Annotated in this window: 22 protein-coding genes and 2 pseudogenes; 10 read left to right on the forward strand and 14 right to left on the reverse strand. The window is 66.1% G+C overall.

Features of this window, described 5'->3' with window-relative positions; genetic code table 11:
* The 5 genes from C4301_RS04990 to C4301_RS05010 form a co-directional block, all read left to right on the forward strand.
* Positions 1–863 (forward strand): S1C family serine protease (locus tag C4301_RS04990; protein ID WP_352414007.1); only part of this gene is annotated, 863 nt, incomplete at its 5' end.
* A 102-nt stretch (positions 864–965) separates the two neighbouring features.
* A complete protein-coding gene (locus C4301_RS04995) occupies positions 966–2,285 on the forward strand; it encodes an aminotransferase class III-fold pyridoxal phosphate-dependent enzyme (protein ID WP_352414027.1) in 1,320 nt (439 codons plus the stop codon).
* A 9-nt stretch (positions 2,286–2,294) separates the two neighbouring features.
* Positions 2,295–3,050, forward strand: coding sequence for a LamB/YcsF family protein (locus tag C4301_RS05000; protein WP_352414008.1), 756 nt, complete (start codon positions 2,295–2,297; stop codon positions 3,048–3,050).
* A 9-nt stretch (positions 3,051–3,059) separates the two neighbouring features.
* Complete coding sequence (locus tag C4301_RS05005; RefSeq protein WP_352414009.1) at positions 3,060–4,742, forward strand: P-loop domain-containing protein; 1,683 nt, start codon at positions 3,060–3,062, stop codon at positions 4,740–4,742.
* Positions 4,743–4,746: 4 nt separating this feature from the next.
* A complete protein-coding gene (locus tag C4301_RS05010; RefSeq protein WP_352414010.1) occupies positions 4,747–5,160 on the forward strand; it encodes a hypothetical protein in 414 nt (137 codons plus the stop codon).
* Positions 5,161–5,163: 3 nt separating this feature from the next.
* On the opposite strand, the gene C4301_RS05015 is transcribed toward C4301_RS05010, so the two are convergent.
* Both C4301_RS05015 and C4301_RS05020 read right to left on the reverse strand, forming a co-directional pair.
* Positions 5,164–7,089, reverse strand: coding sequence for a thioredoxin domain-containing protein (locus C4301_RS05015; protein WP_352414011.1), 1,926 nt, complete (start codon positions 7,087–7,089; stop codon positions 5,164–5,166).
* Positions 7,090–7,133: 44 nt separating this feature from the next.
* Entirely contained in the window at positions 7,134–8,705 is a 1,572-nt protein-coding gene (locus C4301_RS05020; RefSeq protein WP_352414012.1) for an acyl-CoA dehydrogenase family protein, read from the reverse strand.
* 23 nt (positions 8,706–8,728) lie between these two features.
* On the opposite strand from C4301_RS05020, the gene pxpB reads away from it, so the two are divergent.
* The 4 genes from pxpB to bfr all read left to right on the forward strand — a co-directional run bounded on the left by pxpB (position 8,729) and on the right by bfr (position 11,309).
* Positions 8,729–10,222 (forward strand): 5-oxoprolinase subunit PxpB, encoded by a 1,494-nt coding sequence (gene pxpB / locus C4301_RS05025; protein WP_352414013.1) that lies wholly within the window; start codon positions 8,729–8,731, stop codon positions 10,220–10,222.
* 47 nt (positions 10,223–10,269) lie between these two features.
* The gene (locus C4301_RS05030) at positions 10,270–10,473 is read left to right on the forward strand and encodes a CopZ family metallochaperone (protein WP_352414014.1); all 204 of its coding nucleotides are present in this window, start codon (positions 10,270–10,272) and stop codon (positions 10,471–10,473) included.
* On the forward strand, positions 10,466–10,747 hold the full coding sequence (locus tag C4301_RS05035) for a metal-sensitive transcriptional regulator (protein WP_352414015.1): 282 nt from the start codon (positions 10,466–10,468) through the stop codon (positions 10,745–10,747). Before C4301_RS05030 ends, C4301_RS05035 begins: the two co-directional genes overlap by 8 nt.
* A gap of 97 nt (positions 10,748–10,844) precedes the next feature.
* Positions 10,845–11,309 (forward strand): bacterioferritin, encoded by a 465-nt coding sequence (gene bfr / locus C4301_RS05040; protein WP_352414016.1) that lies wholly within the window; start codon positions 10,845–10,847, stop codon positions 11,307–11,309.
* Here bfr and C4301_RS05045 read toward each other — a convergent pair.
* The 11 genes and pseudogenes from C4301_RS05045 to C4301_RS05095 all read right to left on the reverse strand — a co-directional run bounded on the left by C4301_RS05045 (position 11,296) and on the right by C4301_RS05095 (position 20,367).
* On the reverse strand, positions 11,296–11,628 hold the full coding sequence (locus C4301_RS05045; protein ID WP_352414017.1) for a winged helix-turn-helix transcriptional regulator: 333 nt from the start codon (positions 11,626–11,628) through the stop codon (positions 11,296–11,298). The two genes, bfr and C4301_RS05045, sit on opposite strands and share 14 nt — an antisense overlap.
* An 11-nt stretch (positions 11,629–11,639) precedes the next feature.
* Positions 11,640–12,361: pseudogene (locus C4301_RS05050) on the reverse strand (ABC transporter ATP-binding protein).
* Complete coding sequence (locus C4301_RS05055) at positions 12,358–13,080, reverse strand: ABC transporter ATP-binding protein (protein ID WP_503012394.1); 723 nt, start codon at positions 13,078–13,080, stop codon at positions 12,358–12,360. The pseudogene C4301_RS05050 and the gene C4301_RS05055 overlap by 4 nt, the downstream one beginning before the upstream one ends.
* A complete protein-coding gene (locus C4301_RS05060; protein WP_352414018.1) occupies positions 13,067–13,969 on the reverse strand; it encodes a branched-chain amino acid ABC transporter permease in 903 nt (300 codons plus the stop codon). Before C4301_RS05060 ends, C4301_RS05055 begins: the two co-directional genes overlap by 14 nt.
* Complete coding sequence (locus tag C4301_RS05065; RefSeq protein ID WP_352414019.1) at positions 13,966–14,826, reverse strand: branched-chain amino acid ABC transporter permease; 861 nt, start codon at positions 14,824–14,826, stop codon at positions 13,966–13,968. The genes C4301_RS05060 and C4301_RS05065 overlap by 4 nt, the downstream gene beginning before the upstream one ends.
* Positions 14,826–16,004: an ABC transporter substrate-binding protein gene (locus tag C4301_RS05070; RefSeq protein ID WP_352414020.1), complete on the reverse strand. Its 1,179-nt coding sequence runs from the start codon at positions 16,002–16,004 to the stop codon at positions 14,826–14,828. The genes C4301_RS05065 and C4301_RS05070 overlap by 1 nt, the downstream gene beginning before the upstream one ends.
* Positions 16,001–16,423: a MaoC family dehydratase gene (locus tag C4301_RS05075; protein ID WP_352414021.1), complete on the reverse strand. Its 423-nt coding sequence runs from the start codon at positions 16,421–16,423 to the stop codon at positions 16,001–16,003. The genes C4301_RS05070 and C4301_RS05075 overlap by 4 nt, the downstream gene beginning before the upstream one ends.
* Entirely contained in the window at positions 16,408–17,142 is a 735-nt protein-coding gene (locus C4301_RS05080; RefSeq protein WP_352414022.1) for an alpha/beta fold hydrolase, read from the reverse strand. The genes C4301_RS05075 and C4301_RS05080 overlap by 16 nt, the downstream gene beginning before the upstream one ends.
* Positions 17,132–17,905 carry an alpha/beta fold hydrolase gene (locus tag C4301_RS05085; protein ID WP_352414023.1) on the reverse strand — a complete coding sequence of 258 codons (774 nt, stop codon included), beginning with the start codon at positions 17,903–17,905 and terminating at the stop codon, positions 17,132–17,134. The genes C4301_RS05080 and C4301_RS05085 overlap by 11 nt, the downstream gene beginning before the upstream one ends.
* Entirely contained in the window at positions 17,898–19,367 is a 1,470-nt protein-coding gene (locus tag C4301_RS05090) for a class I adenylate-forming enzyme family protein (RefSeq protein WP_352414024.1), read from the reverse strand. The genes C4301_RS05085 and C4301_RS05090 overlap by 8 nt, the downstream gene beginning before the upstream one ends.
* Positions 19,354–20,367, reverse strand: coding sequence for a 3-oxoacyl-ACP synthase (locus tag C4301_RS05095; RefSeq protein ID WP_352414025.1), 1,014 nt, complete (start codon positions 20,365–20,367; stop codon positions 19,354–19,356). The genes C4301_RS05090 and C4301_RS05095 overlap by 14 nt, the downstream gene beginning before the upstream one ends.
* A 52-nt stretch (positions 20,368–20,419) precedes the next feature.
* Between C4301_RS05095 and C4301_RS05100 the strand changes: the two genes are divergently transcribed.
* Positions 20,420–23,047, forward strand: a complete 2,628-nt coding sequence (locus tag C4301_RS05100; RefSeq protein WP_352414026.1) for a hypothetical protein — start codon at positions 20,420–20,422, stop codon at positions 23,045–23,047.
* Positions 23,048–23,072: 25 nt separating this feature from the next.
* Here C4301_RS05100 and C4301_RS05105 read toward each other — a convergent pair.
* A pseudogene (locus C4301_RS05105) lies at positions 23,073–23,388 on the reverse strand (3-oxoadipyl-CoA thiolase); the annotation flags it as partial.

Consider the following 23,388-nt stretch of genomic DNA (forward strand, 5'->3'; position numbering starts at 1 on the left):
TGGCCTTGGAAGGGGAGGGCGGGGGAAGGGGGTCGGGGTTTTTCTACCGGGCCTTGGGCCGTGGCGGACTCGTCCTCACGGCCTTCCATGTGGTGGAAGGGGAGGCCCTCCAGGTGCGCACCGCCCGGGGGGTACGGGGGCCGGCCACCCTTTTGGGCTACCTCGAGCCCTTGGACCTGGCCCTTTTGAAAACGGAGGTGGAGCCCCCGAGGGTTTTGGAACTCGAGCTGGACCGCCCCCTGAGGCCCAAGGAGGGGGTTTTGGCCATCGGGAACTCCCGGGGAGAGTTTCTGGCCCCCCGCTTCGGCAGGCTGGTGCGGACCGGGGTGGTGGTGAGCCCCCTTCTTCCCAGCGGAGTTTTGGAGACCACCCTTCCCCTGGCCCCGGGGGACTCGGGGGGTCCGGTTTTGGACGCCTATGGCAAGGTGGTGGCGGTGGCGGTGGCGATTGGGCTGACGGAGGAGGGGTTCCGGAGCTACGCCACCCCCCTTGTGGGCAGGCGGGAGGAGGTGGGGCGCCTCGAAAGCGGGGCGCGCATCAGCTGGCCTTATCTGGGGCTTTCAGGGCCACGTTCCCTAACCCCTGAGCTGGCCCGGGAGTGGGGCCTTCCGCCAGGGGGGGTGGTGGTGGGCCGGGTGGTTCCGGGCGGGGCCGCCCACAAGGCCGGGCTCAGAGGCCTGGAGGCGGGCGGGGTGCCGGACGTCATCCTTGAGGTGGATGGCCTTCCGGTGAACACCTTTGAAGACCTCTTGCAGGCGGTGCGGCGCAAAAGGGTGGGGGAGGAGGTGGAGCTAAAGGTGCGTCGGGGCGAGGAGGTTTTCCACGTGCGCGTCCGGCTCGAGCCCTTTCCTGGCCGGCCTTAAAATCTTAACTTATGAAAACCTGCTTTCCTTTGCCCCCAACCCGGGGTATGCTTGGGCCATCCCCCAGGGGGCGTGGCCTTCCTGAGGGGCGAGGAGGTGGAGATGGATCTGGATACCCTGCACAGGAGGTACGTCCTCACCCCCTGGTCGGCCCAGGCCTCCTTAAACCCCCCGGTCATCGTCCGGGGGGAGGGGTCGTACCTGGTCGACCGGGAGGGGAAGCGGTACCTGGACCTGACCAGCGGCCTGGTGGCGGTCAACCTGGGCCATGGCCATCCCAAGGTGGTCCAGGCCATCCAGGACCAGGCCCAGACCCTCTGCTACGCTCCACCTTCGTTCTTTCACGACAAGCGGGCCCTCCTGGCGGCCAGGCTTTCCGAGCTTTCCCCCTGGCCCGAAGGGGCGCGGGTCTTCTTCACCCCCTCGGGAACGGAGGCGAACGAGGACGCGATCAAGATGGTCCGCCACCTAACGGGCCGGTTCAAGATCCTCGCCGCCTACCGTTCCTTCCATGGTTCCACCCACGGCTCAAGCGCCCTTACCGGGGAAAACCGGCGGTTTTCCGCCGAGCCTGCCATCCCGGGGGTGGTCCACTTCTTCGCTCCCTACCCGTACCGCTCCCCCTTTTACGCCTCGGACCCGGAGGAGGAGGTGGTTCGGGCCCTGGACCACCTGGAGCGGGTTCTCCTCCACGAGGACCCGTCCCGGGTGGCCGCCATCTTCCTCGAGCCGGTGGTGGGCTCCAACGGGGTCATCGTCTACCCTCAGGGGTACCTGGAGGGGGTGCGGCGGATCGCCGACCGCTACGGCATCCTCCTCGTCTTTGACGAGGTGATGACCGGGTTTGGCCGTCTGGGGGCTCCCTTTGCCGCCCAGCGCCTGGGCGTGGCCCCCGACCTCATCACCTTTGCCAAGGGGGTGACCTCGGCCTACGTCCCCCTGGGCGGGGTTCTGGTGCGGGAGGGCCTGGCCAAGCGGTTCGACCAGGAGGTCCTCTGGGCGGGGCACACCTATGCGGGCCACCCCCTGGCGGTGGCGGCGGGGCTTGCCGCGGTGGAGGCCTATCTGGAGGAGGGGCTTTTCGAGCGGGCCCACCGCCTCGAGGGCCTCCTCCGGGAGGGGCTTCGGGCTTTGTATGAGAAGCACCCCTTTATCGGGGATGTCCGGGGCCTGGGGGCCTTCTTTGCCCTGGAGCTGGTCAAGGACCGGGCCACCAAGGAGCCCCTCTCCCCCTGGCACGCCCCCCTTTCCCCCGCCGTACAGGCCCTCCTGAGGGCCCTTTTGCGGGAGGGGGTTTACGTCGTGGCTAAGCACAACATCCTCCTCATCGCCCCACCCCTGACCATCAAGGAGGCGGAGCTCGAGGCGGGCTTCCAGGCCCTGGGCCGGGCCCTAAGGGGCCTCGAGGTGGAAGTGAGATAAGCTTTTCCCATGCAGGTGGACCTGAACGCGGACGCGGGGGAGTCCTACGGGGTCTACACCTACGGCCACGACGAGGCCCTCTTTCCCTTGGTGAGCTCGGTCAACCTGGCCTGCGGGTTTCACGCGGGAAGCCCCTTGCGGATGAAGGAGACGGTGGCCCGGGCCAAGGCCCATAAGGTGGCGGTGGGGGCCCACCCGGGTTTTCCCGATCTCGTGGGGTTTGGCCGGCGGGAGATGGCGCTAAGCCCGGAGGAGGTCTATGCGGATCTCCTCTATCAGATCGGGGCCCTTTCCGCCTTCTTGAAGGCGGAAGGCCTTTTCCTCCACCACGTCAAGCCCCACGGGGCCCTTTACCTCAAGGCCTGCCGGGACCGGGAGACCGCCCGGGCCATTGCCCAGGCGGTCAAGGACTTCGACCCAGGCCTGCCGCTTGTGGTGCTTCCGAACACGCCCTATGAGGAGGAGGCCAGGGCGATGGGGCTTAGGGTGGTCCTCGAGGCTTTCCCGGAAAGGGCCTACTTGAAAAACGGGCAGCTGGCCCCCCGCTCCCTTGCAGGCAGCTGGATTACCGACCCCAAGGAGGCGGCCCGGCGCGCCTTGCGCATGGTCTTAGAGGGCCGGGTGGAGGCTTTGGACGGGGGGGAGGTAGGGGTGAGGGCCGAGACGCTTTGCATCCATGGGGACAACCCCAGTGCCCCCCAGGTGGCGAAGGCCATCCGGGAGGCCTTGGAAGGGGAAGGGGTGGAGGTAAGGGCGTTCGACTAAAATGGCAAAGTGCGGCGGTTTTCTGACCTTCTGGACCAGGTGCGGGCCCTCGAGGGCCGCCCCTATGGGTTTTACAAGGACCTTAAGGGAAGCTGGCAGGGGGAAGGGTTTTCCCTCCGCTTCGTCCATGTGCAGGGCGATCCCTTCGCCACCCCCAGTGTGGTGGAGGTCTGGCTTTCCCCAGCCTTTCACAAAATCCCGCCCCTGTTCACCCGGGAGGAGGGGCGGGTCGCTTTGGAGGACTTCGTCCTCAGGCGCTTTAAAGCCCTCCTTAGAAACCTTCCCAGAGTGGAGGGGATGGGCCACTCGGGGCGGGTCTATGTGGGGGTGGAAAGCCCGGCCATCTTGCGCCGGGCCGGGGCGCGGTACACGGAGAAGGGCCTTTATCTGCGTTTCCGCCTGGGGCTTCCCGCCTTTGGCCGAAGGATCGCGGGGAAGGAGGCGGAAAGGCTTCTGAAAGGGCTTCTTGGCCTCCTTGAGGAGCTCCGCTACCCCCTTTCGGGCCTGGAAAAGCACATCCACCAGGCGGAGGACCATGTTTTCATCCAAGAGCGGCTTTCGGATCGGGGGCTTGTGGCCTTTGTGGGAAATGGAAGCCTTCTTCCCCGGGAAAGCGGGGTGAGCGAGAGGCCCCTGGAGGGCGCCCTGCCCTTCGTGAGCCCGGAAAGCCTCGAGGTCCGCTTCCACACCCCCCACCATGGGGAGGTGCGGGGCATGGGGGTGCCTAGGGGCCTCACCCTGATCACCGGAGGGGGGTTCCACGGGAAGACCACGCTTTTAGAGGCCCTGGTCCGGGGGGTCTATCCCCATGTCCCAGGGGATGGGCGGGAGTGGGTGGTGACGGAAAGGAGCGGCCTAAGGGTCCAGAGCGAGGACGGCCGGAGCGTGACGGGCGTGGACCTGAGGCCCTTTGTCAAGAACCTCCCCCAGGGCCGGTCCACCGCCTTCTTCTCCACCCAGGACGCCTCAGGCTCCACCAGCCTGGCCGCGGCCATCCTGGAGGGCCTGGAGGCGGGAAGCCGCCTCCTCCTTTTAGATGAGGACACCTCGGCCACCAACCTCCTGGTGCGGGATGCCCGGATGCAGGCCCTGGTGGAACGGGAAACCCTCACGCCCCTCCTGGACCGGGTGGGGGAACTGAAGGCCCTCGGGGTCTCCTTGGTCTTGGTGGTGGGCGGGGTGGGGGATTACCTGGAGCTCGCGGACACCGTGGTCCTGATGGAGGAGTATCGGGCCCTGGACGCCACGGCTAGGGCGCGGGAGGTGGCCCTGGCCCATCCCACGGGCCGGGTCTTTGGGGAGAAGACCCCCTTCTTCGTCCGGGCGCGGGCCCCCCTGCCCCAGAGCTTCGACCCCAGGCGGGGCCGGAGGGAGAGGGTGAAGGGCCGGGGCTTAAGGGAGCTGGTGTTTGGCGAGGAGACGATCGACCTTTCCGCCTTGGACCTCCTGGAGGATGGCCAGGTGCGAACCCTGGGGGCTTTGCTCAAGAGGATGCGCGAGGCCGCGGACGGAAAAACCCCCTTGAGGGCCCTGGCCGAAAGCCTCGTCCGGCTGGACGACCCCTTTCTTTTGGAGGAGGCCCCGGAGGCCGCGTTGGTCCGCCCCTTGGAGCTTGCCGCCACGGTCAACCGCCTGCGCAGCCTCGAGGTGAGGCCCCTCACCCCGGTTCTGGGGAATCCCCTTGTAGACTAGGCCCATGGAGCTTTACCCCCTGCTCCTTTCCCTGCACAACCTCCTCCGGTGGCTCGTTCTCCTCCTTGGCCTCCTCTCCCTCTTCGCCCTTTCCCGGCCTCCAGGCCCCATGGCTCGAGTCTACGCCCTGGGCTTTGCCCATGCCTTTACCCTCCAGCTCATCCTGGGCCTCCTCCTCCTTTGGCAAAGCCCCCTCCTGGCCCCCGCCTACCGGAACCTGGCCTTGGCGCGGGAGAACCCCGAGGTGGCCTTCTTCCTGATGGAGCACTGGGTGGGGATGGTCCTGGCCCTGGGCCTTGCCCATATGGCTCGGGCCCAGGTAGAAAAAGCCCCCCGGAAGGCCTTGTGGTTCATCCTGGCCGCCTTGGCCCTGACCCTTTTCTCCATTCCCTGGTGGCGGCCCTGGATCAGGGTCTGATCCTCAGAGGGAGGGGTAATGGGCCCGAAGGGCCTGCTTGAGTCCCTCCTCCTCCTCGCAGGGGGCGAGGCAGACCCCTCTCAGGCATAGGTAGGCCCTTCCCGCCCTCTTGTTCAGGGTTGGCAAGGCCCCTTCCGGCCCGGTGATGAGGAGGGTTAAAGGAAGGTACCAGCCCCGGGCCTGGGGCAGGAAGGGGGAGGGGGTGGGGAGGGCCAGCTCGCTTCCTTTAAGGAGGTGGAGGTGGGTCAGGAGGAGGGACGGGAAGGCCTCAGGGTAGCGGCGCAGACGCCCCCCCTCCTCCTCCAAAAGCCCCTCCGCCTCCTTCAGGTATCCTTCCTCTTCAAAGATGCGGCCGAGATGGAAGAACAGGAGGGCCAGACTCGAGGGGGCCGAGGGCAAAGCGCCCTCCTCCGTCCATGGGGGAAGGGGGAGGTCCTCCAGGGTCTCCCGCCAGCCATCCGCCTTGAAGGCCCGGCTCGCCTCCAGCACCTCCCGGGCCGCCATCAGCCAGGCCCACTCCCCCGTGGCCTCGTACAGGGCCACGAGGCCGAGGCCCACCCGGGCCTGGTCGAGGAGGAGGCCGACGGTGCTTTCCCCCAGGCGGTGGGCATGCGGCAGAAGCCCTCCCTGGCGGAGGGCAAGGAGGCGGCGGGCCAGGGCCTTGGCCTCCTGGAGGTAGGGCTCCCCCAGAAACCTTCCCGCCTCGGCCAACGCCTCCAGGGCCAGGCCGTTCCAGTCCACCAGGAGCTTGTAGTCCCTAAGGGGTTTGGGCTTTGCCTGCCGTATCCTGCGAAGCTTCGCCTTAAGCTCGGAAAGAAAGCTGGGAAACCCTTCCCCAAGCCGGCTTTTGACCGCCTCCTCGCCTAGGGCGGATAGGGCGTACCGCCCTTCGAAGGGGAAGGGGCTCAGGTAAGCCCGCTCCAGTTCGCTGAGGCCGGCCAACTCCCCTTCCTCCAAGGCGTAGTAGGCCCCCTCCTCCCCCTCGCTTTCCGCGTCCAGACTGGCGGCGAACCCCCCCTCGGGAAGCCGCAGGCTCAGGAGGAAGTCCAGGGTTTCCCGGGCCACGCGGAGGTAGAGGGGGTCGTGGAAGAGGAGCCAGGCCCCCAGGTAGACCCGGGCCAGGAGGGCGTTGTCGTAAAGCATCTTTTCAAAGTGGGGAAGGCGCCAGGCCCGGTCCACCGCGTAGCGGTGGAACCCCCCCTCCACCTGGTCGTAGACCCCGCCGAGGGCCATCCGGGTGAGGGTGGGCCTTAAGAGGGCCTCTGCCCGTTTCTCCCCCGTGGCCGCCCGGGCCAGGAGGTAGAGGAGAAGGGGTCCTTGGGGGAATTTGGGCCCTTCCCCGAACCCGCCGTACACCGGGTCGAAAAGGGCCTCGAGGCGGTTTAAAACCTCCTCGTGAATGGCCTCTGGAACCGACCACGCCCCTTTTTTGACGCTTTTTTCCAGGGCCTGGGCCAGCTTTTGGGCCTCCTCCTCCACCCTTTCCCGCCGCTTTTCCCAGGCCTCCTTCACCGCTAGGAGGACCCGTTTAAACCCGGGGAGCCCCAGCCGGTCCTCCTTCGGAAAATAGCTTCCCCCGTAAAAGGGCTTGCCCTCTGGGGTAAGGAAGAGGCTCATCGGCCACCCCCCCTGGCCGGTAAGGGCGAGAAGGGCCTGCATATAGGCCGCGTCGATGTCTGGCCTTTCCTCCCGGTCCACCTTCACCGGGACGAAGTGGGCGTTGAGAAGCTCCGCCACCCTGGGGTCTTGGAAGGACTCCCGGGCCATCACGTGGCACCAGTGGCAGCTGCTGTAGCCCACGGAGAGGAAGATGGGCTTGTTCTCCGCCTTGGCCTTTTTGAAGGCCTCCTCCCCCCATGGGTACCAGTCCACAGGGTCGTTTTTGTGGAGCCGAAGGTAGGGGCTTTTTTCCCGGGCCAGCCGGTTCATCCTTCTTAACCTAGCTCAATCCCCCTTTCCCGGTGGGACAGGGTTCACCTTTGGGTGAGAAGCCACCCCCCCGCCCAGGCCGGGTACTCCTCCCGCTTTAAAAAGCGGTGGGCGTAGAGCCGGGCAACGGGTTCATAGGCCTCCCCTAGGTTCAAGAGGACGGCCACGGAAAGCGCATCCGCAAGCCGCCTTAGGGCCTCTTTGGCGTACCAGACGGCCTCTTTTTCACCCTTGAGGAAGGCCAGCGTCTTTTCCGCCGTCTCCAGGGCCAAGGCCGCCTCGGCTTCCCCGTGGCCTTCGAGGAGGGCCGATACTTCCTCTAGGAAAAGGAGGTGGGCGCCCTTCTTCTCCATGGCCTCGAGGAGGTCCAGGGCCTGGATGTTGGAGGGCCCTTCCCAGATGGGGGTGATGAGGGCCTCCCGGTGCCAGCGGGCGATGGCGTACTCCTCCAAAAACCCCAGCCCACCGAAGAGCTCCATGGCCAAGGCCGTGCTCTTCTGGGCGTGCTCCGCCGTCCGGTTCTTGGCCAGGTGGGAGAGGAAGCGGGCCAGGTGGTAGCGGGGGGTGTAGGGGGGGCGCTCCTCCCAGGCCCGGTCAAAGGCGGCCACCGCGTGGAAGGCCAAGGCCAGCCCCCCCGCCTGGCGTACCCTTAGATCCACCAGGTCCCGGCGGACAAGGGGGTGGTCCAAGAGGCGGCGGCCGAAGCTCTCCCGCTTCTTAACCCGGAAGAGGGCCTCCAGAAACCCCTTTTGGGCTATGCCCATCGCGGCCACCGCGTTGGCCAGGCGGCTTACCGTCAGGGTCTCCAGGGTGTAGTAGATCCCCTCCTCCGCCCTGCCCACCAGATGGGCCTCGCTTCCTTCCAGCTCCACCTCCCCTGAGGGGACGGCCCGGGTCCCCAGCTTGCTCTTCAGCCTGCGCACGCGGAAGTTGAGTTCGCCCTTCCGGTCCAGGCGGGGAAGGAGGAAGAGCGCAAGCCCTCTGGCCCCGGCCGGAGCACCCTCAGGCCGGGCGGTGACCAGGGCATAATCCGCAAGCCCCGCCCCGCTGGCAAAGTACTTGTCCCCCTGGTAAAGGCGCCACCGCTCCCCCTCGGGAATGGCCAGGGTCCGGTTGGCCCCGAGGTCGCTTCCCCCCTGGATCTCGGTCATCCAGGTGGCCCCGAAGGCGTTTTGGTAGAGGAGCTCCTCCTTGATGGCTTGGTGTTCCGGCGCGTACTTGTGGAGGGCATAGGCCACCTGGTGGGTGATGGTGAGGATGCAGTACACCCCCCCGTCCGCCAGGAGGTACCCCAGGGCGAAATGGGGGACCCAGCCCTTTCCCTCGTAGGCAAAGCGGTTGATGGGGCGGAGGGTTGCAAGCAGGGCTCTTTGCGCGGGGGAGAGCCGAGCCCGGTCGATCCGCCTTCCGTTCAGGTCGTGCATCACCAGGGCGGGAGGGGCATCTTGGTCGATGTGGTAAAGGACTTCCAGGACCTCCTTCCCCATCCTCTCCCCAAAGGCCCGGTACTCCGGCTCCCGCTCTTTAAACCCGGGGTCGTAATGGGCCAGAAGGGTCTGCAGATCCTGGTCCAGATCGTACAGGTTTGCCCCCACAAGGTAAGAAAGGCCTTCCATCCAGGCTAGCCTACAATAAAGGCGTGCACCAGGGGGTCTACCTGCGCTTCCCAGGGGGGTTGGAGGAGGCCAATCGAAGGGCCCTGGCCCTGGCCAAGGCCCTTTTGGACAACCCCCCCAGGGGGCTTTTGGACGTGATCCCCGCGTACACGAGCCTGTACCTCGAGTTCACCGACCCCCTCCGGAAGGCCGCTTTACGCCGCCACCTCGCCCGCCTCGAGGCGGCCCCCCTTGGGGAGGGGAAAGAGGTGGAGATCCCGGTCCTCTACAGCGGGGAGGATCTGGAGGAGGTGGCCCTCGAGGCCGGCCTCTCCCCCGAGGAGGTCATCCGCCTGCACGCCGCCCCTTTGTACCGGGTCTACGCCCTCGGCTTCACCCCCGGCTTTCCCTTCATGGGCGGGGTCGACCCCCGGCTCCGCCTTCCCCGGAAACCCCAGCCCCGCCCCCGGGTCCCCGCCCACTCCGTGGCCATCGCCGGCTTCCAGACGGGGATCTATCCTTTGCCCTCCCCGGGGGGGTGGCGGCTTCTGGGCCGGGCGTTGGTGGCGGTCTACGATCCCCATCGGCCGGAGCCCTTCCTCCTTGGGCCCAACGACCGGGTCCGCTTCCGCCCGGCCCAGGGCCTCCCTCCGGCTGAGCCAAAGCCCCTGGACCTCCTTCCCGAGGCCCCCCGCCACCCCGCGTTGAGGGTGGAGGAGGCCGGGTTTTTGAGCCTGGTGGTGGACACGGGCCGGTTCCTCTCGGGGCACCTGGGCCTGGCCCGCTCCGGCGCCCTGGACCAGCGTTCCGCCCGGCGGGCGAACGCCCTGGTGGGAAACCCCCCTGGGGCCCCCCTTCTGGAGCTCACCCTTACCGGTCCCGTCCTCACCGCCCTGACGGATCTGGTCCTGGGGTTTGCCGGCTACGGGATGCTTCCTTTGGTGGGGAATGAACCCCTCCCGCCTGGGCGGAGCTTTCTTCTAAGAAGGGGCCAGACCCTTCGCTTCAAGCCCCTTAAGGAGGGGGTACGGGGGTATCTGGCGGTGGCCGGTGGGATAGAGGCGCGGCGCTTTTTAGGGAGCGCCTCCCCGGACCTCAGGGGCCTGATCGGGAGGCCCCTGAGGGCAGGGGATGTTTTGGGGGTGGAAAACCCCCGCCCCGTGCGGCCCGGGTATGCCCTTTCCCAGCCCCCCTTGCCCCCCTTCCGCATCCGCCTTTTAAAAGGCCCCCAGGCCTCCCTCGAGGCCCTTCGAGCCCTTGCCTCTGCACCCTTTACCCTGGTCCAGGGGGACCGGGTGGGCCTTCGGCTTCTGGGCCCGCCCGTACCGGGGGGGGAGGGGGTGAGCGAGGCCACCCCCCTGGGGGGGATCCAGGTTCCCCCCAGGGGGGAGCCCATCGTCCTCATGAACGACAAGGGAAGCCTTGGAGGGTACGCCAAGCCCGCCCTCGTCCACCCCCAGGACCTGTGGCTTCTGGCCCAGGTGCGGGTGGGGGAAGAGGTAAGGTTTGTCCTTGACCGCCCTGGGCGAGGGGTGTAAGATGACGGTGTACCCTCCCCAGGGGGGGAGGGATAGGGAGGTGGAGGATGGTTCGTCTGCATGTGGAAGGCATGACCTGCGCCCACTGTGTGATGGCGGTGAAGAAGGCCCTTTTGAAGGTCTCTGGTGTGAAGGATGTCCAGGTCGATCTGGACCGGAAAGAGGCCGTGGTGGACGGGGAGGTGGACCCCGACCTTCTCATCCGGGCGGTGGAGGAGGAGGGGTACAGGGCCTCGGTGAAGCATGCCTAGACACCTGCATCTGGATCCTAGGGTCCGCGAGGAGGCGAAAAGGCGCCTCCTCGCGGTCCGGGGACATGTGGAGGGGCTTCTCAGGATGCTCGAGGACGAGGGCGTGTACTGCGTGGATGTCCTAAAGCAGATCAAGGCCGTCCAGGGAGCCCTGGACCGGGTGGGGGAGATGGTTTTGAAGTCCCACCTCAGGGAGCACGTGGCCACCGCCCAAACGCGGGGGGATGTGGACGAGATCGTAGAGGAGCTGATGGAAGCGCTCAAATACCGCTAGGGGGCTTGGCCGGGCTAAGATTGCCGATTCCTTTCGTTCCGAAAGGAAGGAGCCCCTGTCCTGCCCGGGAGGGCGTAGAATATCCGAGGAGGGTTGCATGAAAGGAAGCCCCGAGGTCATCCAGGCCCTGAACGACCGGCTCTCTGAGGAACTCGCCGCAATTTTGCAGTACATGGTCCATGCGGAGATGGCGGAGAACTGGGGGTACACCAAGCTCGCCCAGGCCTTCAAGGCCCACGCGATGACGGAGATGCGCCATGCGGAAAAACACATTGAGCGCATCCTCTTCCTGGAGGGCCTGCCCGAGGTGAGCCGGATAGGGGAGATCCGGATCGGCAAAAGCGTGGAAGAGATGATCTTAAACGACTACGAAGGGGAGCTCCAGGCGGTCAGGGGCTACAACGAGACGATGAACCTGGCCCAGTCCCTGGGGGACAACGGCACCCGGGACACCGCTGGCGAAATCCTGAAGGACGAGGAGGCCCACGTGAACTGGCTCGAGGAGCAGAGGGACCTCATGAGCCAGATGGGCCTTCCCACTTACCTTCTCACCCTCCGCTAACCGGGGCTTTGAGGTGCTTCCGGGCCCAGCGGTCAATGGCCTGGATCACCTCCTCGAACTCCCGGCCTGCGGGGGTTAGCCGGTAACGGGTCCGGGGGGGCATGTGGGACTCCACCCGCTTTTCCACCAGGCCCAGGGCGACGAGCTGTTCCAGGCGCTGGCTTAAGGTGGCGGGGTTCACCCCCCCCACGGCCCGAGAGAGTTCGTTAAACCCCTTTTCCCCTCCCAGTAGGGCCCGAATGATGTGGAGGACCCACTTTTCCTGGAGGAGATTCAGGGCAAAGTAGACCGGGCAAAAGCTTTCCTCCCGCACGTCCATCTTCCCTCAGTCTAGCACTTCGAAGGGCCTTCCAGGGTGAGGTAGGCTTCCCGCACCCTGGGGTCCTCCTTGAGCGCGCTGGCCCCTCCCTCCAGCACGATATGGCCGTACTCCATCACGTAGCCCCGGTCGGCGATCTCGAGGGAGAGGGCAAGGTTCTGCTCCACCAGCAAGACGCCCACCCCCTGTTCCTTGATCCTCCTTAAGGAGAGGAGGACCTCCTCGGCAAGCTTGGGCGACAGGCCCAAGGAGGGCTCATCCACGAGAAGAATCCTGGGCTGGCCCATCAGGGCCCGGCCGATGGCCAGCATCTGCTGCTCTCCCCCCGAGAGGGTACCCGCCGCCTGCTGACTTCTTTCCGCAAGCCGGGGGAAGAGGGCATAGACCTTTTCCAGGTTCTCTTTGTGCCGCTCCCAGGCCAAGAAGGCTGCCCCAAGGAGGAGGTTCTCTTCCACGCTCATCAGGGGAAAGAGCTGGCGCCCCTCCGGAACATGCCCCAGGCCGAGCCGTGCCCTTTGGGCCGGGGAAAGGGGCTTGAGGTCCTGACCGTTTAGCCAGATCCCCCCCGCCAGGGGCGAATGAGGCCGGAAAGCGCCCGGAGGAAGGTGGTTTTCCCTGCTCCGTTCGCCCCCAGGAGGGCTACGAGCTCCCCAGTGGCCACCTCCAGGTCCACGCCGAAGAGGACCTGGGCTTTGCCGTACCCGGCTTCGATCCCCTCCGCCACCAGCTTCATGCCGACCTCCCTAGGTAGGCCTCCCGTACCCGGGGGTCCAGGGCTACTTCCTCGTAGCGGCCTCTAGCGATGACCTCCCCGTAGTCCAACACCACCACCCGGTCGGCCAGGGCCCGGACCACGGGCATCAGGTGTTCGATGAAGAGGATGCTGACCCCGCTGTCCCGGATCCGCCTCAAGACCTCCACGGCTTCACGGGCCTCCTTGGGCCTGAGGCCCGCCATCACCTCGTCCAAAAGGAGGAGGCAGGGCCGGGTGGCCAAGGCCCGGGCAAGCTCCAGACGTTTTTCCTCCAAAAGGGTAAGCTCCTTCGCAAGTCGCCGGGCCTGGTGGGTGAGGCCCGTGAGCTCCAAAACCTCCTCCACCACCCGCTTTGCCTCCTTTTTGGAGGTGTCGGGCTTTCCGAAGAGGGCCCCCACCAGCACGTTGTCCCAGACGGTCATCTCTGGAAAGGGGGTTGGGATCTGGAAGGCCCGGCCCAGCCCTCGCCAGGTCCGGGCCTCCGGGGGAAGGTGCGTAATCTCCTCTCCCTGGAAGAGGATCCGTCCTCCATCCGGCCGGAGAAGTCCCGAAAGGAGGTTCAAAAGGGTGCTCTTCCCCGCTCCATTGGGTCCGATGATCGCTAGGATCTCCCTTTCCCCGACCTCCAGGCTGACCTGGTTGACCGCCAGGAGGCCCCCGAACCGCTTGGTAAGGTTTTCCACCTCAATCAGCGCCACGCCGTCCTCCAAAAAGCCCCACCAGACCCCGGGGCAGGAACAGAATGGCCAGGATGAGGAGGGCCCCATAGGCCACAAGGTATCCCTCCCCGACCCGGAGCCTTAGCCAGGACTCGAGGCCCACCAGCAGGAAGCCTCCCAAAAGGGGACCCGAGGTGGTGTAAAGCCCCCCGAAGATGGGGATGACGAGGGCTTCCACTGCCCGCCCCAGCCCGAAGGCGTCGTAGGGGGTAAGGAAGAGGGTTTTGAAGGCGTAGACCCCTCCGGTTAGGCCAGCCAGTGCGCTGGAGAGAAGGAAGGAGACCAGCTTGACCCGGACCACCGGGACTCCCAAAACCCGGGCTACCGCCTCCCCCTGCCGGGTGGCCGCCTGGGCGTAGGCCAGTCTGCTCCTCGCCAAGCCCAGGCTGATGGCCACCGCCAGGAGCAAGGCTGAAAAGGCCAGGTAGTACCCCCCGAGGGGTAGACCGGGAAAGGCCGGGGGCACGGGCAGGCCGATCGGCCCGCCTGTGAAGGGGGCCTTGAGGACCAGGGTCCGCATGACCTCGCTGAAGGCCAAGGTGGCGATGGCGAAGTAGATCCCTTGAAGCCGTAAGGTGGCGAGGCCCAGGACCAGGCTTGAGAGGCCGGCCACGGCCATCCCCACCCCCAGGGCGGGCAAGGGGCCGAGGGCCTTAGCGGTGAGGCCCGCGGCGTAAGCCCCTAGGCCAAAGAAGGCCCCGTGGGCAAGGGAGAGCTGGCCAGTTCGGGCCAGGAGGTCCCATGAAAGGGCTAAGGCGGTGATCAGGAAGGCGAACTGCGCGGTGTCTAGGAGGAAGGCCTGCCAGTCCCCAAGGGGCAGAAAGGGTAGGAGGGCAGAAAAGAGAAGAAGGCCTAGGATTTCCTTCACGCTTGACCCCTGTAGCTTCGGTAGAGGAGGCTTGAAAAGATGACGAGGAAGAAGACGGCCTCCACCCATCCCCCACCCCCGGGGAGGTAGGTGCTCACCGCCGCTTCGGCCCAGGCCAGCACCAGGGCCGCCCAGAGCACCCCGGTGAGATTGCCTAGGCCGGCCATCACCACGATGGCAAACGCCTTGAGCGTGTAGGCAAAGCCCACAGTGGGGCTGGCGTACAGCATTACTGAAAGCATAACCCCCGCTACCCCGGCCAGGGCGGCTGAGAGGGCAAACGCTGAGAGATTGACCTGGTGGAGCTCGATCCCCAGAAGCCCAGGGGCCAGTCGGTTCTGGGCCACGGCCCGCATGGCCAGCCCGAGGCGGCTCCGCCTCAGAAAAAGGTGAAGCGAAGAGAGAAGGGTGCAGGAGAGCAAAAAAGCCCCCAGGGGTACCACGCCCAGGCTAAAGGGGCCTAGCTGGAGAGCGCTGCCCTGGTAAGGTGGAGCCACCACCCGGGTGTTGGCCCCAAAGAGGAGGAGGGCCAGGTTTTGCAGGAGCACTGAGAGGCCGAAGGTGAGGAGCATTTGGTTGAGCTCCGGGGCCAGAAGGACGGGCCGCAGAAGGCCATGGTAGACCAGCGCCCCCACCAAACAGGCGGCCAGGGCGGCCAGACCCAAGGAGACGAGAGGGTCAAGCCCACGGGTGGCGAAGAGGAGGTAGCTGGTGAAGGCCCCTATCATCAGAAACTCCCCGTGGGCGAAGTTCACGATCCCCACCACCCCCACGGAAAGGGCCAGGCCACTCGCCACCAGGGCGTAGACCCCGGCGGCGAGGGTCCCGTTCAGAAGGGTTTGCAGGAGGAGGTCCATCAGCGCAGGTAGTACTCCCCAGGATAGCGGAGGGGCCGGGCTGCCTTGTCCTTGGGGAAGATGGGGCGGCGGCTTCCTTCCAGGTACTGGAACTGGAACCAGATCTCCGGTCCAAAGCCCTGGTACCGGGTCTTGCCCGTCTCTGAGGGTTTGAAGCTCAGGGGACCGAGGGGGGTGTTCAGCCGAACCTGGGCCAGGGCCTCGGCGATCTTCTGTTTGTCGGCGCTCTCCGCCTTTTCCACCGCCAGACCCAGACTCTTGACGATGGCATAACCCATGGGGGCCATGTATTCCTCCGTCATCTCCCCATACTTTTTCTGGTAGGCCTGGACGAAGCGGCGGGACTCGAGGTTGGCCACGGTGGGCAACCAGGCGGTCATCCCCACAACGTCGGTGGAGAGAGGGTTCTTCTCAAACCCTAGGGGCCAGGAGGGGGGTGCGCCGTAGATGAGCTTGGGCTTTAGGCCCACCTGCCGGGCTTGGGAGACGATGGGCAGGGCGTCCACGTCGTAGCCGATCCAGTAGAGGATGTCCGGGCTGAAGGCCTTAAACCGGGTAAGGACGGCGGTGAACTGCCCGCTGCCCGTCTTGAAGGGTTCGGCCTGGACCTGGTAACCGAGGGCCTTGAGCTGCTCCTGGTAGGTCTTGATTCCTGCTGAACCGAATGGCCCGTCTTCGTACAGGATGGCCACTTTCTGTGCCCCCAGTTCCCTGTGCAGGTAGCGGAAGAAGTCCAGGGCCGCAGCCACGTTGTGGTAGTCCCAGGGGTGATAGTGGAAAAAGAGGGGGTAGCCCTCAAAGGCCTGCTCCACCACTGAGCTCGCCGCCCCGATGGCCAGAAAAAGGGGTCCGTACTGCTTTACGGGTCCGGAGAGGGCGAAGGTGACCCCGCTGGCCAGTCCGCCGATCACGATGTCCACCCTGTCCACGGTCATGAGCTTGGTGAAGGCAGGTACGGCCTTGGCCGGGTCGGTGCCGTCATCGGCCACCACCAACTCCAGCCGAACCCTTCCTGCGGCCCTTACCTCGTCTGCAGCCAGTTGGATGCCGTTTAGAGCTGCTTTGCCGGAGACGCTGGCGATCCCCGAGAGGGGGAGGAGGACCCCCACCTTCACCTGGGTCTGGGCTAGGCCCAGACCGAGCACTAACGCCATCCATCCGATCAGCCTTTTCCTCATGCTTCCTCCTTTCCAGCCACCTCGTAAAGCACCGTGGCCTCGCCCTCTATCACCACCTCCCCTTTCTGGTTGAGGCAGAGGGTCCTAAGGGTGAGGATCTGGCCGCCTGGCCGCTCCTTGACTCCGGTAACCTCCAGACGGGCGGTGACCGTATCCCCCAGGTAGACGGGTCTGAGAAAGCGCAGGGTTTGGCCCAGGTAGACCGCTCCCGTTCCAGGGAGCTTGGTTCCGATGGCCGTGGAGATGAGGCCGGCGGTGAGGAGGCCGTGCACGATCCGCCCCTTGAAACGGGTTTTCCGGGCGTAGACCTCGTCCAGGTGCAGGGGGTTGTGGTCCCCTGTGGCCCCTACGAAAAGGGCCACCTGGGCCTCGGTCAGGGTCTGGGTGTACTCTGCGGTGTCCCCTACTTTGAACCCCATGGCACCTCCTCCAAAAAGGATTCCAAAGCGCCCAGGAAGACTTCTGGCCCCTCCAGTTGGGGCGAGTGGCCCAGGCCTGGAAGGACCAAGAGCCGTCCTTGTGGGAAGAAGGCCCGGGTGGCCTCGGCCATGGCCAGGGGCACCAGGGGGTCCTTCTCCCCATGCACCACCAGGACCGGGCCCGGGTAGACCTGGGTCAGCCGCCACTCGGCCAAGGCCCGGGCGTTCCCCGTGAAATGGGCAGGGTGCATGGCCTGAGCCTGGTCCACCAGTTCCTCAAAGTAGGGGGGCGGTTTCCCAATGACCCCCAGAAGGGCCGCTTTGAGGGCTTCCCGGTTCTGCCGGTAACTTGCCAGCATAGGGTAGTAGGTCTCGGGGGTGGGGAAACCCGTGGGTGGAGCGGAGTTCAGGAGGACCAGCCCGCGGATCCGGTTTTGGGCGCGGCCTGCTGCCTCCATGGCGACCGCTCCGCCCAGGGAATGCCCCACCAGGACCGGTTCCAGCCCCCCTTCCTCTAAAAAGGCGAGGAGGGATTGGGCGAACCCCTCGATGGAGGGCGTTCCCCCTGGGAAGGGGGTTTCCCCGAAGCCTGGAAGGTCCACCGCCAGAAACCGGTACCCCTCGGGAGGCCGCAGGATCTCCCTCCACCAGGTCCTCGAGGCAAAGTTGCCATGGACGAAGACCACAGGCCGGCCGAACCCCCTTTCCTCAAACCGCATCCTTCACCTCCAAAAACCTTCGAACCCTCTGGCCCACCAGGTCCGGGTCTTCCACCAGGGCCGCGTGGCCCAAGGGCAGGAGGGCCATCTCCGCCTCCAGGGCTTCCGCTAGTTCCCGGGCGTAGGGGAGGGGAAAGAGGAGGTCCTCCTCCCCCGCCCCCACCAGCGTCCGCAGGGAGAGCCCCCTAAGTTGGGGCCGGAGGTCCTCCAGGGTCAGGAAGCCCTGGAGGAGCCGCCTCTGGTTCTCGGGAGGGGGGGCCTGGGCCAGGAGGGTCCGGAGCCCCTCCTCTTGGAGGAGGCCGGGGTTCCGGTTGAGGAAGCTCCGCCCGAAGGTCCAGGCGAGCCCCACCCGGAGCCTGAGGAGCGCCCCCCCCACCTCGAGGGCGTGGAGCCAGCTCTCCACCTTGGCCCGCAGGGCGGTGTCCAGGTGCGGGGTGGTGCAGAGGAGGACGAGGCTCTGCACCCGCTCTGGCCGCTTCAGAGCGAAGACCTGGGCCACCACCCCCCCATTGGAAAGCCCCACCAGGTGGACCCTGGCCAGCCCCAGCCGGTCCAGAAGGTCCTCCAGGTCCTGGGCGTGGCGCCCAGGGGTGAGGGATTCTTCCCCCACGAGGGAGGGGCCCTGACCCCGCATGTCGTAGCGGAGGACCTGGAAGTCCTTAAGGTGGGGAAGGATCCCCTCCCAGGCCTCGAGGCGCTGGAAGAGCCCGTTCAGCAGGACGACCGGGGGGCCTGATCCTTCCAACAGGTACCGGTCAACCATACCGCCTCCTCAGCTCCTCCTTTAGGACCTTTCCAGGGCCGGACTTGGGAAGCTCGTCTAGGAAGATAAAACGTTTGGGAATCTTGTAGCCTGCAAGCCGGGATTTTAAAAGGGTTCGGAGCTCCTCCTCGTCCGTCCTAGCCCCTGGCCTCAGGACCACGAAGGCCCACCCCACCTCCCCCCACTTGGGGTCGGGCATGCCTAAAACGGCGCACTCCAAGACCGCGGGATGCTCGTAAAGGGCCCGCTCCACCTCTACCGGGAAGACGTTCTCCCCCCCTGAGATATACATCTCCTTCTTCCGCCCCACGATATAGAAGCGTCCTGCCTCGTCTTTTAGGGCCAGATCCCCGGTCTTTAGCCAGCGCTCCTTTCCTTCCTCTACAACGACCTTGGCGGTTTCCTCCGGCCTTTCGAAGTACTCGAGCATCACCACAGGCCCTTTGAACCAGAGCTCCCCCGCCTCGCCAGGCCCCGCTGGTTGGCCATCTTCCTTGACCAGTCGGGCCTCGAGATGGGGCATAGGCCGCCCTACGCTTTCCGGATAGGCCTCCGCTTCGTCCAGCTCAAAGGTAAAGCAGTTGACCCCGCATTCCGTGAGGCCATACCCCTGCTTGAACCCCACCCCTCGTCTTCGGAAGGCCTCCCGCACGGGGGCCGGGCAGGGGGCGCCCCCGGAGATGGCGAAGCGGACTGAGGAAAAGCTTGTGGCTGCAAAGCGGGGATGCTCGGAGAGGGTCTGGAACATCGTGGGGACCAGAAAGAGGAGGCTAACCCGTTGGGTCTCCACCCAGTTCAGATACTCCTCGGGGTCAAACCGTTCCTGGATGAGCACGCCCCCGCCTAGGTAAAGAAGCGGGGTGGTCAGGACGTTCAGGGCCGCGTGGAACATGGGGGTGGCCTGGATGTACCGGTCCTCCCGGGTCAGGCCCCAGGCCATGACGGTCTGGATGGCGTTGACCAGGAGCTGGCGGTAGGGGATGAGGGCCCCTTTGGGCAGGCCCGTCGTCCCCCCGGTGAAGAGGAGGAGGGCGGGATCCTCCAGGCCGACCTTCGCTTCCCCCACCGCTGGGGGGCCTTCCAGGGCACCTAGGGGGAGGGCCCCCCTGTCCAGGGCCTTGGCCGTGGTTTCAAACCCCTCGCCGTAGAAGAGCACCCGGGGCCGGGTGTAGGCGTGAAGAGCCCTCAGCTCCTCCAGGGAGAGCCGGATATTGAAGGGGGTGAGGATGTGCCCTAGGAAGGGTGTGGAAAAATAAAGGGCCAGGAAGGCCAGATGGTTGTTGGCCAGGATCCCCACCCGGTCCTGCCGGCCCACCCCGAGGGCCTGGAGCACTCCTGCAGCCTGGCGGGCGCGCTCATAAAGCCCCTGGTAGGTGTACCACTGGCCCCGGAAAAAGACCGCTTTCCGGTACGGATGGTACTGGGCAAGCCGCCCCAGCCAGTCCGGGTTAAGCTCCAGCATCCTCTTCCACCTCCCAGCGCAAGACCGCCGCTCCGTAGAAGTACCCCACGCCCGCGGCCACCAAGCCGATCAGGTCCTTAGGCCGGATCCTTTTTTCCCTCCTCGCCAGCTCGAGGATAAGGATGGGGTCCAACTGGCCCAGGTGCCCGTAGCGATCCAGGTAGAGGCTTTGCTCCTCAGAAAGCCCAAGGGTCCTGAGGAGGCCCCGATGGGCCGAGGGTTTCATGTGGAGGATGCCCAGAAAGTCCAGGTCGCGAGGCGTGTACCCGGCCTCTTCCAGCGCCTCTTCCAGGACTTGCTTAAAGGTGGGCAAAGCGGTGGCGTCCAGACGGGCCTTCATCTGCGCGGGATCTTCCACCCGGAGGCGGTACTCACCCAGGGTTCTGGGCCCCAAGGGGTTCCGCGTCCCGCCTACGGGCACCTTGACCATAAGGGCCAGGGTGGGATCCATGCGGTGGGCCAGCCCCAGGACCTTAAACCCCGGTCCTTCCCTGGAGGCCAAGGCGGCCGCCCCACCTGGGGCAAGGTCGTACATAAACCGCACCCCCTCATCCCGGTAATCGATCAGGTCCCCGTTCCGGTATCCGCCTGCGATGAGCAGGTGCTCCACGCCCTTGCGGGTGGAGAAAACCCCCCGGGCTACCTCCAAGGCTCCCATAAAGGAGGCGCACTTCTGGTTGAGGTCCATCCCCAGCCCACCAGGAAGACCCAGGCGGTAGGCCAGGTAGGGGGCGGTGGCCCAGACCGGGTAGTCCTTGTGTTCCTCCACGATGGAAAGCACCCCCCCGACCCTTTCCCGGGGCACCTTGGCCTCCTTAAGGGCCTTTTCCGCAGCCCAGATGGCCATCTCCGCTGGGTGGTCCTCCGGGCCCGGGGTCGGCTTCTCTACGATCCCTAGCTTTTCCCGCACCACCCATTCGGGCAGGCCTGACCACTCGGCAATCTCCCGGCTCTGGATCCGGCCTCGAGGCAGGTAGACCCCTAGTCCTCGCAGGTACATCCCGTTCTCCTAAGGCTCAGGCTAGCCCCTGGGTGTTACACTTTTGTTACCGATGCCTTACAGGGTTCCGAAAACCCGGCTTCTGCCTCCTCGGCTTCCCCACGAGGTGGAGCGGCATCGCCTAAAGCGCCTTCTGGAGGAGGCGTGGGCCAGTTCTTCGGCCTTGGTGTTGGCCGCAGGGGCAGGGTACGGTAAAACCACCTTGCTGGTACCCTATGGCGGGGTGTACCTGGCCCTGGGGCAGGAGGCCAAGGACCCCGTGGTCCTCCTCTGGCACCTGGGGGCGGCGTACCGGGACCGGGTGGGGGAAGGGGTGTATGAGGAGCTGGAGGGGCTTTTGGAGCGGGGGAACTGGCCCCTGGCCTTAGAGGCCCTCCTCGAGGCCCTTCTCAACCTTCCTTCCCATCTTCTTGTGGTGGATGAGGCCCACCTGGGGGTGGGACGGGAGAGCCTCCGCGTTTTCTTGGCCTTGTTGCGGGTTCCAGGGCTTCGCCTGGCCCTCCTTTCCCGCCGCCTCGAGCCCTTTGAGGCCTTGGGCCGGGTTCTTACGGAAAAGGAGCTGGCCTTCGACCCGGAGGAGGCCTGCGCCCTTGCCCAAGCCTTGGCCCCGGAGGTACCAGGGTACGAGGTGGAGCGGGCCCAGAGCCTGACCCGGGGCTGGCCTTTAGGGCTCAGGCTGATGCTCCTCGCCATGCGCAAGGGGCTAAAAGCGGAGGAGGTCTGGTGGGAAGGGGAGCCCCGGGTGGCCCTAGGCCATCTTCTTCTCGCGGCCTTGCCCGAGGAGGTTCAGCTCCTGGCCGCCCGGCTTTCCGTGCGGGAGGAGGTGGGGCTGGAGGAGGCCCATCCCCTCCTTCCCTATGCGGAGGACCTGGTCCTGGAGCGACTTGAGAACCGGCTTCGCTTCCACCCCCTGGTGCGGGCGGCCCTGATGGACCGGTTGCCGGAGGGGGAGCGCCGCGCCCTCCTCAACCAGGCGGCAGAGGAGGCCCTAAAGCAGGGGGAGGCTTTGCGGGCGGCCCAGTTCCTTCTTGAGGCCGGCCGGATGGGGCACGCCGCTGACCTGCTTTTGGCCCATGGGGAGGGGTTTTTGCGCCAAGGCCTCACCCACAGCGTCCTGGGGCTTTTGGAGGCCCTTCCCAAGGAGGTGGTCCAGGCCCGGCCCAGCCTCGTCCTCCTCTTGGCCGAGGCGCTGCGCCAGGCTTCCCGGTACCGGGAGGCGGAGTCGGCTTACCGGGAGGCGTTGGCCCGGGGACTGGACCGGGCCTATCTGGGCTGGGCCCAGCTCTACTTGGATACGGTGGAGCCCGCCAAGGCCCGGCCCCTTTTGGCAGAGGCCCTCCGCCTTTACCCGGGGGAGGCCGAGCCCCTTTTGGCGGAGAATCTTTTGAACGAGGGGCGCGTAGAGGAGGCTGCCCGGATGGGGTTTTCCGGACCCAGGCTCCTCCTCAGGCGGGGCCAGCCTAAGGAGGCGCTGGCCCTTCTTAGGGCTGAGCCTTTGGCTCCTTCCAGGGCTTCCTATGAGAGGGAACCAAGGGGGTTTTTACGGCCGCCTCTTCACCACCGGGAGGGGAGTCTGCTTCGAGCCCTTCTGGAGGCGGTCTGTGGGGATGCGAAGGAGGCGGTGCGACAAGCGGAACGGGGGCGGTGGGAGGCCCAGGTGCTGGAAAGCCCCTTTGGGGTGGCCCTGGCCGAGGCCCGCCGGGGGCATGCCCTTCTCGCCTTGGGCCGCCTTGAAGAAGCCCTTCAGGCTTACCGGTCGGCCTTGGCCTTCGCTCAGGGGGGGCCGCCCCGGCTTCAGGTGGAGGCCCTGGGGGGGTTGGCTGCCCTTTTAGGGGACTGGAAGGAACCCTTTTCCGAGATGGTCCGCCTGGCCCGGCTCTCCGGGGATGCCTGGGTGGAGGCCTTCATGACCCTGGTGGTGGCCATGGCCCGGCTTCGGCGGGGCGAGGTCTTCCCCCTCCCCCACCTGGTGGGGGCGGACCCCTTTCTTCGGGCCTTGGCCGAGGCGTACCCCTTTCAGGACAAGGGGCATGAGCTCCTCCACCGTTACCCCTTTCTGGCCGAGAAGACCTTGCTGGCCCTTCCTGTGGAGCGGGCCCGGAGGTTCCTTTGGGAGATGGGCCAGCTGGACACGCCCTACCACCCGGGGGTCCGGGTGGAGATCCGTGCGTACGGGGGATTCCGGGTCCGGGTAGGGGGGAGGCCGGTGCGGTTTAGGCGGAGGAAGGCTGAGTTAATGCTGGCTTTGCTCGCGGAAAAGGCGTGGCGGAGAGAGGAGCTTCAGGAGGCCCTCGAGGTTTCCAGGGGGGAGTTCCGGGTCCTTTTCTCCGAACTGCTGGGCCTCCTCGAGCCTGGCCGCCCACCCCGGGCCCCGGGGTATTTTCTTTCTGCAGACCCCTGCGCTCTAAACCCTGTGCCCGAGCTTTACGTGGACCTCTGGGATCCAGAAGCCGCCTTTTCCATCCCGTTTCTCGGTCTTGACCATCCCTTTTTGGAGGAGGCCGCCTTGGCCCGGGTGGCGGTCCACCGGAAAAAGCTGCTCTCCAGCCCAGACCCCCAGGACTGGCTCCATGCGCTTCTTTTGGATCCCTTGGACGAGGAGGCCTACTTGCGCCTCAAGGCCACGCCTTTGGCCCAAAGGGCGGAAGAGATCCGAACAGAAGCGGTAAGGGCTCTTTAAACGAACCGCGGGGCCTCCTTACCGCTTATACCGCCTCCACCACCATGGCGATCCCCTGGCCCACCCCGATGCACATGGTGGCCAGGCCAAACTGGACCCCTCTTCTCCGTATCTCGTGGACCAAGGTGGTGAGGATCCGGGCCCCCGAGCATCCCAAAGGGTGCCCCAGGGCGATGGCCCCGCCGTTGGGGTTCAGCCGGGGGTCGTCCATCTCCAGGCCCCACTCCCTGAGGACCGCCAGGGCCTGGGCGGCGAAGGCCTCGTTGAGCTCGATGAGGCCGATCTCCTCCAGGCCTAGCCCCGCCCGCTCCAGCGCCTTTTGGCTTGCGGGCACGGGGCCG

This window comes from Thermus sp. (assembly GCF_040290245.1).
GTDB lineage: Bacteria > Deinococcota > Deinococci > Deinococcales > Thermaceae > Thermus_A.